The following is a 15,599-nucleotide window of genomic DNA, read 5'->3' as shown; positions in this document are numbered from 1 at the left end:
TCTCCCCCTCGTCCACCCCGTCTGCTTCATGGTTGTTCCCGACCCGAACCAGTTCGAAAAGCTGGCCTCATTCTACCTCGGTCGCCAGTACGATCTTTCGTCACAGCAGCGACTGGACCAGCTGTTGATGTACGATTCCAAAGACCTGTGCACGCACGCGATGTGTGTGGGGATGACCGGCAGTGGAAAAACGGGGCTTTGCCTTTCCTTGCTGGAAGAAGCCGCCCTGGACGGAGTGCCTGCGATCTGCATCGACCCCAAAGGCGACTTGGCGAATCTGTCGCTGTCGTTCCCCGAACTGAAAGCGAATGATTTCCGGCCGTGGTTGCAACAGAGCGACGCGACACGCAAAGGGATGTCGCTGGATGAGTTTGCGGACGAAACGGCCCAGCGGTGGCGCGAGGGGTTGGAGTCCTGGGGGCAATCACCCCAGCGGATACAAAGATTCAAGGATGCGGTCGATGTGGCGATCTACACACCGGGCAGCAACATCGGTCTGCCATTGACCGTGCTGAAAAGTTTCGACGCGCCGCCGACCGATGCGTTGGACGACGTCGAGGCGATCGGCGAGAAAGTCACCGGCGCGGTCTCGGGATTGTTGACCCTGATGGACCTCGATGCCGACCCGCTGACGTCGCCGGAACACATCCTGCTATCGTCGATCTTGACTCATCAGTGGCGCGAGGGCCGGAACGTTCCGCTACCCGATTTGATCCGCCTGATTCAATCTCCGCCGATCACACGCATCGGCGTGCTGGACCTGGACTCCTTTATGCCTGCCGAATCGCGGACGAAGCTTGCGATGCGGTTGAACAACCTGCTGGCGTCACCGGCGTTTGCGTCGTGGCTGGAAGGCGAGGGGCTGTCGATCGACAAGTTGCTTTATACCAGCGATGGTAAACCGCGGTTGTCGATTCTCTCGATCGCGCATTTGAGTGATACCGAACGAATGTTCTTCGTCACCATCGTGTTGAATGAATTGGTCGCCTGGATGCGACGACAGACCGGCACCAGCGCACTGCGAGCGATCTTTTACATGGATGAAGTCGCCGGCTATTTTCCGCCGGTCGCCAACCCGCCCAGCAAGCCGCCGATGTTGACCTTGTTGAAACAGGCCCGGGCCTTCGGCTTGGGCGTCGCGTTGGCGACACAGAATCCCGTCGATCTGGATTACAAAGGTCTGTCCAACATCGGCACCTGGTTCTTGGGACGACTTCAAACCGAACGTGACAAGGCCCGCGTTTTGGAAGGGCTTGAAGGCGCCGCCGGGCAATCCGGCCAACCGTTTGATCGCAACCGAATGGAACAGATTCTCGCCGGCTTGGGCAACCGGGTCTTCTTGATGAACAACGTTCACGAAGACGCCCCGGTGACCTTTCAAACCCGGTGGGCGATGTCGTTTTTGGCCGGTCCGCTGGCCAGGCGACAGATCACCGATCTGATGGCCGAGCGAAAGGCGGCCGCCGAAAAACGCCGCCAACAACACAGCGAATCGATCAGCCAGGAACCGCAAGCCCCCCAGCGCCCGGTCCTCCCCGCCGGAATCGAAGAACGATTCTTGGATCGATCTCAACCGCTCCCATCGGGCTGCAAGGCGGTGTATCGTCCGGCGCTGGGCGGTAAGGCGTCGCTGCATTACATCCGCGCCAGCGCCGACTTGGATCGTTGGGTCGACTCCGTGCGGATGATCCGCTGCGGCGGTGGCGTCCCGGACGACCTGTGGGAAAGCAGCGAACCCCTGTCACCGCAGTCCGAGTTTCTAAGCGCACCCGAGGAAGGGTTTCAGTTCAGTGATCTGCCCGACGCGCTGCGTGGTAAGTCGCCGTACCGGTCATTCAAGTCAAAGCTGAAGGACTATTTGTACCGAAACGAGAGCACGACGCTTTACAAGTGTCCCGGAATCAGTGGCTACGCGCCGGGCGTCAACACCCCGGAGGAAGCCAGACGCTATTTCCAACAACGGTTGCGTGAACAGCGGGACTTGGAAACCGAGAAGCTCCGCGAGAAATATGCCTCCAAGATTCGATCCGTCGAGAAAAAGATTCGCACCGCCGAAGACCGCGTCGCCCGCGAAGAGTCGCAATACGGCCAGGCGAAATGGTCATCGATTCTGTCGGTCGGCAATTCGATTCTGGGCGCGTTTATGGGCGGACGTCGCGGCGGCGTGATGACCGCCGCACGAGGCGTGGGCCGCGCGTCGCAGCAAGCCGATGACGTTCGCCGCGCCGAACAGGCACTGCAAGCCCTGCACGGCGACATCAAGGAATTGGAAGACGAATTGGAACAGGAAATCGAACAGCTTGCCAAAGCGTGTGACATCGACAAGATTGAATTGAAAACCACCCCGGTCCCGCCCCGCAAAAGCGATCTGAAAACGCAGGACGTGTTTATCCTGTGGACGCCCTGGCAAGTCGATTCGACAGGCATCGCGACGCCGCTGTTTGAATGAACGCTGACAACCATTCCCCTCTCCCAACCAACCCACGACCATGAAAGATTTTAAAATCATTCCGACCGATGACGAACTGGAAAACCTGGAGCGTGATCTTCGGTTCCATCCGGCCGGTGTCGCGGATCCCAAGATCCTTTCGCGCCAGCAGATCGACCACTTCAACGAGCGGGGTTACATCGCCCCGTTGGAGATCTTTTCCGGTGACGAGATCGCCCAGATTCGCGACTACTTTGACGATCTGCTGAGCAAGGTGACTGCCAGCGGCGGTGACAGTTATTCGATCAGTTCGGCCCATCTGAAATACGGCCCCGTTTATGACATTTTGAAAGACCCGCGGATTGTCGATCCGGTCGCCGATCTGTTTGGCGAAAACGTGATCGGATGGGGATCGCACTTTTTTTGCAAGATGCCCGGCGATGGAAAGTCGGTCGCCTGGCACCAAGACGCCAGCTATTGGCCGTTGTCACCAAGCAAGGCGGTCACCGTTTGGTTGGCCATTGACGATGCCGACCAAGAAAACGCGTGTATGAAATTCGTCGCCGGGTCCCACACCAAAGGCCACATGACATATCGCCCCAGCGATTCGACCGAGCACAACGTGTTGAACCAGACGATCGATGATCCGGAGCAATACGGCGACTTGGTCTATGACCCGCTGAAGGCAGGCCAGGCGTCGATTCACGCCGATTTGCTGCTGCACGGCAGCGATGCCAACGACTCCGACCGGCGACGCTGCGGATTGACGCTGCGTTACTGCAGCGCCGACGTTCATGCCGCCTTGGGCTGGAACGAAAAAGGCGTGCATGTCCGGGGAACGGACCCCAGCGGCCACTGGAGCAATCAGCCGCGCCCGGAATAGGATCCCCACGGTGCGATGCGGCGACCGAGATGTACCGCAATGCGCCGAGAGAAGGGCAGAATGATTAAGACCATGCTTGCGCTGAAACATCATTCTGCCATCCTTCCCCTGGTTCCCAACGAGTTTGCTGGCACGTTGGCCGGGGGGAGAGGTAGGAAAATTGGCGAAATCGAGTGGAGCGTGCGTCACACCATTCGATCACAACCTGAGCCGTAGGCGCTAGCCTCGGGCCGTACAAGAGCCTCGGGCCTTACAAGTCGCGAACGGCAATCCAAGGCCCGCGGCTAGCGCCGTCGGCTCATAGAGTAGGTGGCTTTGGGCATTTCCCGGGGGAGCGCCGATCGACGGGCGCAGAAACTCGGCAACAAGAAGTTGACGATCCTGGCGACGGTCAGTAGAGTTGTAAGGAGTGGAAGCTCGCCATAATCGTGGGTTTCCGCCCCCCGCCTGCCCCTTCCTGGGCTACCTACACGAAGCTTTCTGAACCGAATCAGAACCGGCGCGTGTCGGACTGGCCTTCGTCAGAAATGAAATGTTCCGCAGGACTTTCCGTTTCCGACGCGTCGAGTGGTCATCGTCCTTCGAAATGACCGTACGACGGGTCAGCGGTGCGGTCACTGCGGATCCGACGGGTTCATTCCCCAGGTATCCATTGTGAAAACTCACTTCTTCTTCGGTCGGGCCGCCGCGTTGCTGTTGGTGGCGGTTGGTTTCTCGCATGCTTGCGTCGGTTCGCTGTCGGCGGACGAGTCCCCCGCGTCGGCGGAAGGTCCCTCTGTGGCGGAAACGCCAGTCAGTTTCTCGAAGCAAATCGAACCGATCTTTCGACAGCATTGCTACGGGTGCCACCAGGGCGCAAAACAATTGGGCGCCTACGTCATGACCGATTTCACGTCGCTGGTCCGAGGCGGCGAGACCGGAGAACCCGCAATCGTTCCCGGGCATCCCGAGCAAAGCTATCTGATCGATCAGATCACGCCGGTCGATGGCGTGGCGGAGATGCCGAAATCGCCCGCCAAACCGCTCGGCGAAGTCGAAGTGGAATTGGTGCGACGTTGGATCGCCGAGGGAGCCAAGAACGATTCGACCAGCGGGCCGGCAACTCCCTACAGCGCGGACAATCCCCCACGCTATAACGAAGCCCCCGCGGTGCCTTCGATCGATGTCTCGCCCGACGGTTCCCAAATCGCCATCGCGGGATTGCACGAAGTGTTGCTGATCGACGCCGACAGCGGAGTGATCGACCGTCGCTTGATCGGGATCAGCCCGCGGATCAATTCGGTCCGTTACAGCCCTGACGGAAGCCGATTGGCGGCGACCGGTGGCACACCGGGTGTGCGTGGCGAAGTCCAGATCTGGAACCCCGCCAGCGGCGAATTGGAATTGTCCGCGCCGTTCACCTACGACGCGTTGTCCGGTGCGGGATGGTCACCCGATGGCAGCAAGCTCGCGTTCGGAGCGTCGGACAATGTCGTCCGCGCAATCGACGCCGGCACCGGAACGCAGCTCCTGTTCCAGGGAGCCCACGAGGACTGGATTCGTGACGTCGCCTTCACGCCCGACGGAACACACCTGGTATCGGTCGCGCGCGACATGTCGTGCAAGTTGACCGAAGTGGAAACCGAACGCTTTATCGACAACATCACCTCGATCACGCCCGGGGCACTGTCGGGCGGATTGAGCAGCATCGCGATGCATCCGTCGCGAAACGAAATCTTGATCGGCGGTGCCGACGGGGTTGCAAAGGTCTATCGCATCTTCCGCGAAACCGCTCGCAAGATCGGCGACGACGCCAACCTGATTCGCACGTTGCCAGCGATGAAAGGGCGGATTTTCAACGTCGCGATCAATGACGATGCCTCACGGATCGCCGCGGTTGCGACCCTGGATGGAAAATCCGAAGTCCGTGTCTGGGCCTATGACTTTACCGGCACGTTGACCGACGAGCTGAAGAAGATCTTGGCCAAACGCGTGGCCGATCGATCGGCCGACGAAAAGAAAAAGGCCGACGCGTATCGCAAAACCGAAACGAAGGAACTCGCCGCCTATCACATCGACGATGCCGCGGCTTATGCCATCGCGTTTGCACCGGACAACTCGCTGTTGATCGCGGCCAGCAACGGGACGCTACAACGATTGGCCGAGGATGGAACCGTGGCCGACGCGATCGACTGGTACCGGGCCACCGAGAACGCTGAAGCGGGCGACGAACAGAGGATCGCTGCTCGTTACGATGCCGGTGCTTGGATCGGCACGTTGGAGACCGCTTCAAAGGACAAGGTGGATCCGAAGTCGATCCAATCGATCCAGGTGTCGCCGCAATCGGCGGAGTTTCAATCGCCCTACGCCTACGTCCAATTGGTCGTCACCGCGACAACCACCGACGGTGACACGATCGACGTCACGCGAGCGTGCAACATTGAAACACCCGAGTTCATCACGGCGGGGGCCGCCGGACTACTGTGCGGAACTCAAAACGGCGGTGGCGAAGTCGTCGTCTCACTGGGCGAGCACCGTGACAGCGTGAAGGTGGTCGCGAACAACATTTCCCAGGGTTCCGACGGGGCAATCGGTGCCGTCGATTTCATCCGAGACGTCAACCCAGTTCTCAGCCGACTGGGTTGCAACCAAGGGACCTGCCACGGAGCGCAGAAAGGCAAAAACGGGTTCAAATTGTCCTTACGCGGTTACGATCCGATCTTCGACCTGCGGGCATTGACCGACGACTTGGCGGCACGACGGATCAACGCGGCCGCGCCCGAGGAATCCCTGATGCTCCGCAAACCGCTGGGACAAACCCCGCACCAAGGCGGCGTGCTGATGTCCCAAGGGGATCCTTACCACGCGATCCTTCGCCGTTGGATCGCCGACGGCAGTCAATTGGAATTGAACACCCCGCGGGTGACCAAATTGGAGGTCTATCCGCAGAACCCCGTGATCCAGTCGATCGGAACCGAGCAACAGGTTCGCCTGGTCGCCCACTACGCCGACGGCCGGATCCGTGATGTGACACGTGAAGCGTTCATCGAAAGCGGGAATACCGAAGTCGCAACCGCGGGCAAAGGCGGATTGTTGAAGGCCGTCCGCCGCGGCGAAGCGGCCATCCTGGCACGGTACGAAGGCAACTATGTCGCCACGACGTTGACCGTGATGGGCAATCGCGAGGACTACCAGGAGCAAGACTATGAAACCTGGGGGAAGATCGACGAGTTGGTCGCCGCGAAATGGCGCCGCGTCAAAGTCCAACCCAGTGAGTTGGCCGACGATGCCGCTTTCCTGCGACGCGTGACGTTGGATTTGACCGGATTGCCACCGACCAGCGAGCAGGTCCGCGACTTCCTGGCCGACGACACGCCGACGCAGCAAAAACGCGCCCAAGTAATCGACCAACTGCTCGGCAGCGAAGGCTACGTGGACTACTGGACCAACAAGTGGGCCGACCTGCTGCAAGTGAACCGAAAGTTCCTCGGCGTCGAAGGCAGCAAGGCGTTCCGCGATTGGATTCGAACCGCCGTGGTCGAAAACCGCCCTTACGACCAGTTCGCTCGCCAAATCCTGACCGCCACGGGATCCAACAAAGACAACCCGGCGGCCAGCTATTTCAAAGTGCTGCGTGATCCCGAGAACACGATGGAGAACACGACGCACTTGTTCCTGGGGATTCGGTTCAATTGCAACAAGTGCCACGACCATCCGTTCGAACGATGGACCCAAGACCAGTACTACGAATTGGCCGCGTACTTCGGCCAAGTCGATCTGCAAAACGATCCCGCCTCGGGCGGTAAGAAGATCGGCGGTACCGCCGTCGAAGGCGCCAAGCCGTTGTACGAAAAAGTCGTCGACAAGCAGGACGGCGAAGTCATTCATGGACGCACCGGTGACGTCGCGCCGCCGAGTTTCCCCTACCAGGTTCCTTGTGACGTACCAGAACAGGGAACGCGTCGCGAAAAGCTGGCCACGTGGATGACCGATGCCGACAACCCGTATTTCGCACGCAGTTTCGTCAACCGCTTGTGGGGCTACCTGTTGGGTGTCGGATTGATCGAGCCGATCGACGACATCCGCGCCGGTAACCCGCCGACCAATCCCGAGTTGCTGAATCATTTGACCGAACAGTTCGTCGAATCCGGGTTTGATGTCCGCGCGATGCTGCGACAAATCTGCAACAGCCGGACCTATCAATTGAGCGTTGCAACCAATCCGCTGAACGAAGACGACACGTTGAATTACGCGCGTGCGATTCCGCGGCGATTGCCCGCCGAAGTCATCTATGACGCCGTGCATGCGTTGACGGGGGCCGAAAGCAACATTCCTGGCATGCCCAAGGGAACGCGTGCGGCCGCCGTCACCGACTCCGGTGTCAAACTCAACGACGGGTTCCTTCAGAACCTGGGGCGCCCGGTCCGCGAAAGCGCTTGTGAATGTGAACGTTCTAGCGAACTGCAACTCGGGCCGATCATGGCGTTGATCGGTGGGCCAACGGTGGCAACGGCGATCGCCGACCCCAAAAACGAACTCGAACGCATCGTCCAAGAAAACCCGGACGACCGCGAACTGGCGACGGAGATCTTCCTGCGATCGATCGGTCGGCCACCGACCGAAATTGAACTGGCCGCCTTCGATCAAATCAAACAGCAGATCAAGATCGATCACGAACTGCTGGAAAAAGAGCTGGCGGCCAAGGAGACCGAGTGGGCCGAGCGTAAGCAGGAACTCGAACAGATCCGCGAAACCAAACTCGCCGAGACCAACGCTCAGCTGGCCGCACGAATCGAAGCGGCCAAGCCCGAACAAGAACGGCTGGCCAATGAACGCCAGGCCAGGATCGAGAAAGCCACCAAGGCACTCGAAGCGGTCAACCAAAAGCTGGCTGAGAAGGTCAAGCAATGGGAATCCGATCACGCCGCCGCGGTCGAATGGCATCCGCTTCGACCATCCAAGGCGTCGTCGACCAACAAGGCCAAACTGGTCGCCGCGGCCGATCGATCGATCACCGCCAGCGGCAAAGCAGGCAAGGCGGTTTACACGGTCCATTTCCCGACGTCGCTGAAGAACATCACCGGATTTCGCTTGGAAGCCCTGTCCGATCCGTCGCTGCCGAGCAACGGTCCCGGGTTGCCGCCAAACGGGAATTTCGTGATCACCGAACTGGAAATCAAAGTCGCATCCGACGCCGACCCAAAAACCTTTTCCGACGTGACGATCGCGAGCGGCAAGGCCGACTACTTGCAGCAAGGATTTACGATCGAAGCCACCTTTGACGGCAATAAGCGAGACCAGGGCGGATGGGCGGTCGCCGGGGCAACCGGTGCCGATCACTGGGCCACGTTCAAGCTGAAGCAACCGCTGGAAAACCCCGACGGCTGTGTGCTGCAGTTCCAGATCCACCAGTTTCACAACGCAGCCGATCACCAGCTAGGTCGGTTCCGCATCAGTGCGACCACCGACGGGGGTGACATTCCGTTGGACCTGCCCGAAACGCTGCGCAGCATCGTCTCGACACCCGACGCCGATCGCGACGAGGCGGCAAAGAAGACACTGATCGATTACATCGGAAAAACAGACCCGGAACGGGCCAAGGCGGAAGCGGCGTTGGCCGAGGCCAAGAAGGCGGTTCCACGCGACGCCGAAACGGTTCGATTGGAAAAACGCCGCGATGCCTTGATGGTTCCGACGCCCGATGACGCCCGAATCGTCCGCCTGCGCAGCGATGTCGCGCAAAGCAAACAGCAAGTCGAACGGCTGCGATTGACCGCAGCCGAAGACCTGACGTGGGCACTGATCAACAGCCCCGCATTTTTGTTCAACCATTAACGTTTGACTGGCCTTCAGCCCGTCAAACGTAGCTACCTTCGCCAGAAGGTGGCTGCCCACCACACATTCATCCAAAACCGCTGCCCAACCCCGCCCCACTCGGAGACCTGATCATGCTTTCGTTCAAAGGCTTTGCCGCAAAAGATCTTTGTGATCCCCATCTGGCTCCGACACGTCGCACGTTTCTACGTGTCGGCGGGTGCGGCATGCTGGGGCTGTCGCTGCCATCATTGATGCAGCTCGAATCGGCGGGCGCCGGCGAAGTGCTGGGCGGTGGTCCCGGATGGGGCAAGGCAAAGAGCATCATCATGGTGTATCTGCAAGGCGGACCGAGCCATCTGGATCTCTGGGATCCCAAAGAAAACGTCCCCGACAACGTCAAGAGCCAATTCAACCCGATCAGCACCAAGATTCCCGGGATCAAGTTCACCGAGAATCTGCCGCAGCTGAGTCAGCTGAACGACAGGTTCACGATGATTCGGTCGATGTCGTACACGCCCAACGGTTTGTTCAACCACACCGCGGCGATCTATCAGATGATGACCGGCTACACGACGGACAAAGTCAGCCCGTCGGGACAGTTGGAACCGCCATCGCCGAAAGACTTTCCCAACTTCGGCAGCAACATCGTCAAAATGCAGCCGGTCGATGAACCGATGCTGCCCTTCGTCATGCTGCCACGCCCGTTGCAGGAGTCCAACGTGGTCGGCAAAGGCGGAACGGCGGGTTTTTTGGGGAAATCCTATGATCCCTACACGCTGTACCCCGACGGCGATGATTTGGACATGGACAAGATGAATCGCATCAAGATCGACGATCTGAAACTGCGGCCGGAAGTCTTTAGCGTGCGGCTGAAGCGACGGGCACAACTGCGGGATTTGCTAAATGCACAAATGCCGGAAATCAATAAGGCCGTCGAGAGCTTCGAGCTGGACGAGTACTACGACCGCGCACTGTCGCTGATCGTTTCGGGGCGAGCCCGCGAGGCATTCGATTTGGCCAGCGAACCGGACGACTTGCGTGACAAATACGGTCGCAACACGTTCGGCCAAAGCTGTTTGCTGGCGCGACGTCTGGTCGATGCAGGGACGCGCGTCGTCGAAGTCATTTGGCCCAAGGTTGCCAACAGCGACAACCATTCGTGGGACCACCACAGCGGATTGAGCAAGCGGATGAAGGACCAATCGGCGCCGATGTTGGACGCCGGATTGTCGACCTTGATCGAAGACTTGGACAACCGCGGCATGTTGGAAGACACGCTGGTCGTGGCCGTTGGCGAATTCGGCCGCAGCCCACAACGCGGAGTCAGCACCAGCGGCAACAACAATTCCGACGACGGACGCGATCACTGGCCGTATTGCTACACCGCCGTCATGGCCGGTGCGGGAACCAAGCGGGGCTATGTGCACGGCAAAAGCGACAAGACCGCGTCGGCACCGTTGGAAAACCCGGTGCACCCCTCCGAGTTGCTGGCGACGATCTACCACAGCTTCGGAATCCATCCCGAAACGATCGTCTACAACCACCTCAATCAGCCCCGTGAGTTGGTCAAGGCACAAGCGTTGACGGCGCTGTTGTCGTGAACAGGCGGGGTGAAGGCAGCGGGTGAAGGCAGCGGGTGAAGGCAGCGGGTGAAGGCAGCGGGTGAAGGCAGCGGGTGAAGGCAGCGGCAGTGTGTTTGCCTCGATACGCGTCAAGTGCAGGAGAGATCCTTCCGCGATCATCCAGTGTCGACTCACCTATTTGCCTGAAGGGCATGCAAACCATAGCCCGGGGCAAGCCGTCCGAGCGCTAGCGAGGCGGCGCCGCCCCAGGACGCCCGCCAATGATCTCGAAATTTGCCAATGGCCATGGACAAGGCTTTATCATGCCCCTACGGATGTTTATGGCCGTTGGCCAACTGATCTCGATTTTCAAATTGGACCTTGGGCGATGTCCAAGGCTAAGGGTGTGAACGGCCTTTGGCCGAGTTATCGGGGCGAGTCAGCCTGCCTCCCCACCACCCCGATCGTGAAACACACGATTCTTGAATCAATCCACCCGCAATCCTGAAATAATTACCTGCGGGTTTGAAAATCATTCTTCGCGTGATGACGTTTTTTCGGTCATCGTTTGATCACCGCAATCGTTATTTCAGGCCGCAAATCGCGGCAGATTCTTGGGCGGCACGTTTTCGCTCCCGGTGATTGGCCCGGTCGATGCTTCTTCCGACGTTTCAACGCTCACCGGCGATTGAACGCAACACCGTTCCCGGCGAGCGTCACGGTTGATACGCGATCGCACTGCATGGGCAGGCCGCGTTTCGACACATCACACCTTGATCGAAGGATAAAAAGGTATGAAACGTTTGAGTGTACAGGCTCTGGAAAGCCGTAAGCTGTTGGCTGCCGATATCGGCGTTGTGGATTCAACGCTGCACATCGAAGGCACCGGCGGCAACGACATTGCAGAAGTCTACACGGTCGAAAACTCTGTCGTCGTCAAACTGCAAACCGAAGGTGCCGACGGCCAAGTCGCGTCGATGGAGCAGACTTTTGACGCCGATCAAATCGACGGCATCATTTTCGAAGCACTCGGTGGCGATGACTTGTTGGTCAACGAAACCTCCATCGACTCCATCATGCGGGCCGGAGGTGGAAACGATGTCCTGATGGGCGGCGCCGGCCGAGACATCCTGGTCGCCGGCCCCGGCGCAGACGTCGTGCTCGGCGGCGGCGGCGACGATGTGATCTTGGGAGGCCCCGGCGACAACGTGATCATCGACTCGGCCGACGAAGCGGTTGATGATTCGACCGGCGATACGTCCGCGGATTCCGAGTCGGGAGGAGACACGGTCGTCGATGAATCCTCCGATGACGCACCCTCAGCAGAAGACGGTGCCGACCAGGACATCGACGATACTCCGCTGGGCGATCTGCTGACCAACGGTGATGCCGATTCACAAGATTGCGAACTGGAACCCGTCGCGGAGGATGACGCCGAGGCGACCGCGGAGGCAACGTCCGACGACACCGTCGGGATCCTCGGCGACCCCGATCCGGTTGACGCCGCTGATGGAGACACCGTCGACGATGCCGTTGAACCGACCGGGGAAGTGACCAGCGATCCGGTCGATGAAGTCGCGGTCGATCCCGTCGACGAAACCGACGGCGAAGTGACCGGAGAAGTCGACGGTGAAGTGACCGGGGAAGTCGATGGTGAAGTCACCGGAGAAACCGACGGTGAAGTGACCGGAGAAACCGACGGTGAAGTGACCGGAGAAGTCGACGGTGAAGTGACCGGAGAAACCGACGGTGAAGTGACCGGAGAAGTCGATGGTGAAGTGACCGGAGAAGTCGATGGTGAAGTGACCGGAGAAGTCGACGGAGAAGTGACCGGAGAAACCGACGGTGGCGTGACTGGAGAAGTCGACGGTGAAGTGACCGGGGAAGTCGACGGTGGAGTGACCGAAGAAGTCGACGGTGGAGTGACCGAAGAAGTCGACGGTGGAGTGACCGGAGAAACCGACGGTGAAGTGACCGGTGGCATCGACGGTGAAGTGACCGACGAGGCCTCCGATGCCCCCGAGTCTCAGTCGGACATCATCGACCCGCAGCCTGTCGCGGAGGACTCCGATGACAACAACGACGAGACGGTCGACCCGGTTGCCGAGGACACCGACGATTCCTCCGACATCGCCGTTGAAGAGTCTGACAACGACGTCATCTTCGGCGGAACCGGCAACGATTGGATCTTCGGCGAAAGCGGCGATGACATCGTGTTCGGTGGCGATTCCCCGTTGGCCGAAGATCTGCTGACGCAACTGCTGACCGATCGTTTGGCCTGAATCAATTCCTCCGAGAGCGTTTGATGCGCTCCGATGACATTCGGCTGGGGCAAGGATGCCTCCTAGGCCGGATCATACGCTCCGCTACCCAACCCCGGACCGCGCGGGATGAAGTGGCACATCGCGATGCCCAGGAAATAAAGCACCATCAAGGGAACCGCCAACGCGACCATGCTGGTGACATCAGCCGGGGTCAGCAACATCGACAAGATAAAGATCACCAGGATGGCCACACGCCAGCTGCCGACATACATCTCGGTTTCGATCAACCCGATCCGCTGCAAGAACAACATCACCAAGGGCAACTGAAACGCCAACCCGAAACCCAACGGCAGCAACAGCACGAAATTGATGTAATACGTCAGCCGCGGTTCGACTTCGACATCCATGCTGCCGTTGAACGCCAGCAAGAAGTTCAACACGTAGTGCAAAACCAGAAAAAACGCCAGCACCACACCCGAAACGAACAACGTCACACTGACCGGCAAATAGATGTAGACGTATTTGCGTTCGTGTCGGTGCAGCCCCGCGGCGACGAACTGCCACAGGAAATAGAACACGCCCGGTGAGGACAACACGGCGCCGACGATCAATCCCGCCTTGACCCAGATCATGAACGACTCTTCGACCTTGAACGTGCTCAAACCCTTGGTGTCGCGAATGAACTGGACTTTCGGACGCAGATCCGATGCGGCGGGCAGGGCACGCAAAATGTCCGCGATCTCACGTGGCTTGACCCGCGTCCCCGGAGTTGCCATCGCCGCTGATTCCGTCACCACGGCACCGGCGGTCTGCTTCACCGGCTCCGCTGACTGCTCTTGGGCCGGTTTCTTGGCGTCGCCTTTTTCAGCGTCGGACTTTTCGGCGGGCTCCTCGTCTGGGCTCGTTTCCCCGGCCGCCGGAACCAGCTCGATCGATTCGGGCGTCAGGTTTTGCAGCTCGTCGGGGATTTCGTAGATCACCTGCCATTTCAGCGACCGCTCGGTGATCAACGGCAACAACGCCTGAACATCTGGATCCTCCATGTCTTCGTAGCCCAGCATGGCTAGGCTACGCTTGGCGTTGAAATCGACGATCGCCGCTTTCAGCGGTTCGGCGACGTAGCGAACCACTTGGTTGGCAACAGTCAGTCCGAAGGCCAATCCGATGCCTAGGCAGATGATGGCTCGGACGAGAGAATGTCGCAGCTCTTCGAGGTGCTCGCCGAAGGTCATCGTCGAGTTTTCGAAGAGATCGTCTTTCGGCCGCGTGGCTTGAGGCGGGCGGGCCGAGGAGTTGCGTTTAGCCGTAGCGTCCACGATTGATTAACTGTTCCGGGAAAGTTGAATGAGCGCGAATGACCGACGCAGTCGACATCAGCGGACGACGGCGAACGGACCACCAGAAAGAATTCCGTCAGAAGGGAATCCTGGCGTTCGGCCGATGTCCATAGCCGAACAGTTTAGCAAAAGCGTCCGGAAAGTCGGACTGTCCTTGTCCGCTACATTTGGCGCTTTCAGGCAGATCTTCGTGACCGCGGATTCATTATCCATTTAATTGAACCATTTGTGCCGCCTTTTGTCACCGCCCAATACACCATGACGATCAAAGAATCCCCCTATCCGCTGATTTTTCGCCCCCTGATCAAACAAACCCTCTGGGGTGGTTCGAAACTAGGGCAGCTGCTGGGTAAACCGATCGGCGACGAGAATAATTATGCCGAGAGCTGGGAAATCGTCGACCACGGCCAGGACCAAAGCGTGGTCGAAAACGGTCCGCTGGCCGGCAAAACGCTCTCCGGGTTGATTCAAAATGACGCATCTTGGACGCTCGGCAAGTCGACGTCCGACGCGATGTTTCCCCTGCTGCTGAAATACCTGGACTGCAACCGCGTCCTATCGGTCCAAGTCCACCCCGATGACGCCTACGGCCAGACCATGCAGGTGCCCGACCGCGGCAAAACGGAAGCCTGGTACGTCGTCGATGTCCAGCCGGGCAGTTTGATCTACGCGGGATTAAAACGCGGCGTCGATCGCGAGGCACTGGCCGAAGCGATGGCCGCCGGGGAGACCGATCGTGTGCTGCATTCCTTTTCCCCCAACCCCGGCGACTGTGTGTTCATTCCTGCGGGAACCGTCCACGCCCTGGGCGCCGGCTTGGTGATCGCCGAAATCCAACAATCCAGCGACACCACGTTCCGGTTGTTCGATTGGAACCGCATCGGCGCCGACGGGAATCCGCGACCGCTGCACGTCGAGCAATCGTTGGAGGTTTCGGACTACGAATCCGGCCCGGTCCAGGCCCGTCAGAGTGATCCCGCGATCGACGGCTGGCAGCGTCTGGTCGCCTGTGACAAGTTTGAATTGTCGTCGTTGGAAAAGGGCAGCGGGGAGGTCGGCGGTGACCAGCGGTTTCACATCTTGACCGTCCCGCACGGGACCGCGACGCTCCACACCCCGACCGAGACGATGGAATTGTCACGTGGCCAGTCCGTGTTGCTGCCCGCGGCGATGCCGGAATGCTCGATCAGCGTCGATGCCGAATCGACGGTGCTGCGGGCAGAGTGAGAAACCCGTCGCCATTGCCAGCCCTCCGCCATTGCCAGCCCTCCGCCATTGCCAGCCCGCTGCGTCAGCAAGGGGCACAGCGTCGACAATCGTGGGGCCGCT

The 15,599-nt window shown here is 59.5% G+C and carries 7 protein-coding genes; 6 read left to right on the top strand and 1 reads right to left on the bottom strand.

Annotation, left to right across the window (positions count from 1 at the left end; genetic code table 11):
- Window positions 1–28: 28 nt before the first annotated feature.
- The 5 genes from Mal15_RS27465 (at window position 29) to Mal15_RS27445 (ending at window position 12,951) form a co-directional block, all read left to right on the top strand.
- Entirely contained in the window at window positions 29–2,449 is a 2,421-nt protein-coding gene (locus Mal15_RS27465) for an ATP-binding protein (protein WP_147870686.1), read from the top strand.
- A 40-nt stretch (window positions 2,450–2,489) separates the two neighbouring features.
- Window positions 2,490–3,311, top strand: coding sequence for a phytanoyl-CoA dioxygenase family protein (locus Mal15_RS27460; protein WP_147870685.1), 822 nt, complete (start codon window positions 2,490–2,492; stop codon window positions 3,309–3,311).
- 654 nt (window positions 3,312–3,965) lie between these two features.
- A complete protein-coding gene (locus Mal15_RS27455) occupies window positions 3,966–9,125 on the top strand; it encodes a DUF1549 domain-containing protein (protein ID WP_233903061.1) in 5,160 nt (1,719 codons plus the stop codon).
- A 113-nt stretch (window positions 9,126–9,238) separates the two neighbouring features.
- Window positions 9,239–10,708, top strand: coding sequence for a DUF1501 domain-containing protein (locus Mal15_RS27450; protein WP_147870684.1), 1,470 nt, complete (start codon window positions 9,239–9,241; stop codon window positions 10,706–10,708).
- 755 nt (window positions 10,709–11,463) lie between these two features.
- Window positions 11,464–12,951 (top strand): hypothetical protein, encoded by a 1,488-nt coding sequence (locus tag Mal15_RS27445; protein ID WP_147870683.1) that lies wholly within the window; start codon window positions 11,464–11,466, stop codon window positions 12,949–12,951.
- Window positions 12,952–13,013: 62 nt separating this feature from the next.
- Here the strand turns inward: Mal15_RS27445 and tatC are convergent, their stop codons facing one another.
- A complete protein-coding gene (tatC, locus tag Mal15_RS27440) occupies window positions 13,014–14,165 on the bottom strand; it encodes a twin-arginine translocase subunit TatC (RefSeq protein WP_147872574.1) in 1,152 nt (383 codons plus the stop codon).
- Between the two features lie 363 nt (window positions 14,166–14,528).
- On the opposite strand from tatC, the gene Mal15_RS27435 reads away from it, so the two are divergent.
- Window positions 14,529–15,497 carry a type I phosphomannose isomerase catalytic subunit gene (locus tag Mal15_RS27435; RefSeq protein ID WP_147872573.1) on the top strand — a complete coding sequence of 323 codons (969 nt, stop codon included), beginning with the start codon at window positions 14,529–14,531 and terminating at the stop codon, window positions 15,495–15,497.
- Window positions 15,498–15,599 lie beyond the last annotated feature (102 nt).

Origin of the sequence: Stieleria maiorica (genome assembly GCF_008035925.1) — a bacterium.
In the GTDB taxonomy this organism is placed as follows: Bacteria; Planctomycetota; Planctomycetia; order Pirellulales; family Pirellulaceae; genus Stieleria; species Stieleria maiorica.
This window is presented reverse-complemented; position numbering and strand designations above follow the sequence as displayed.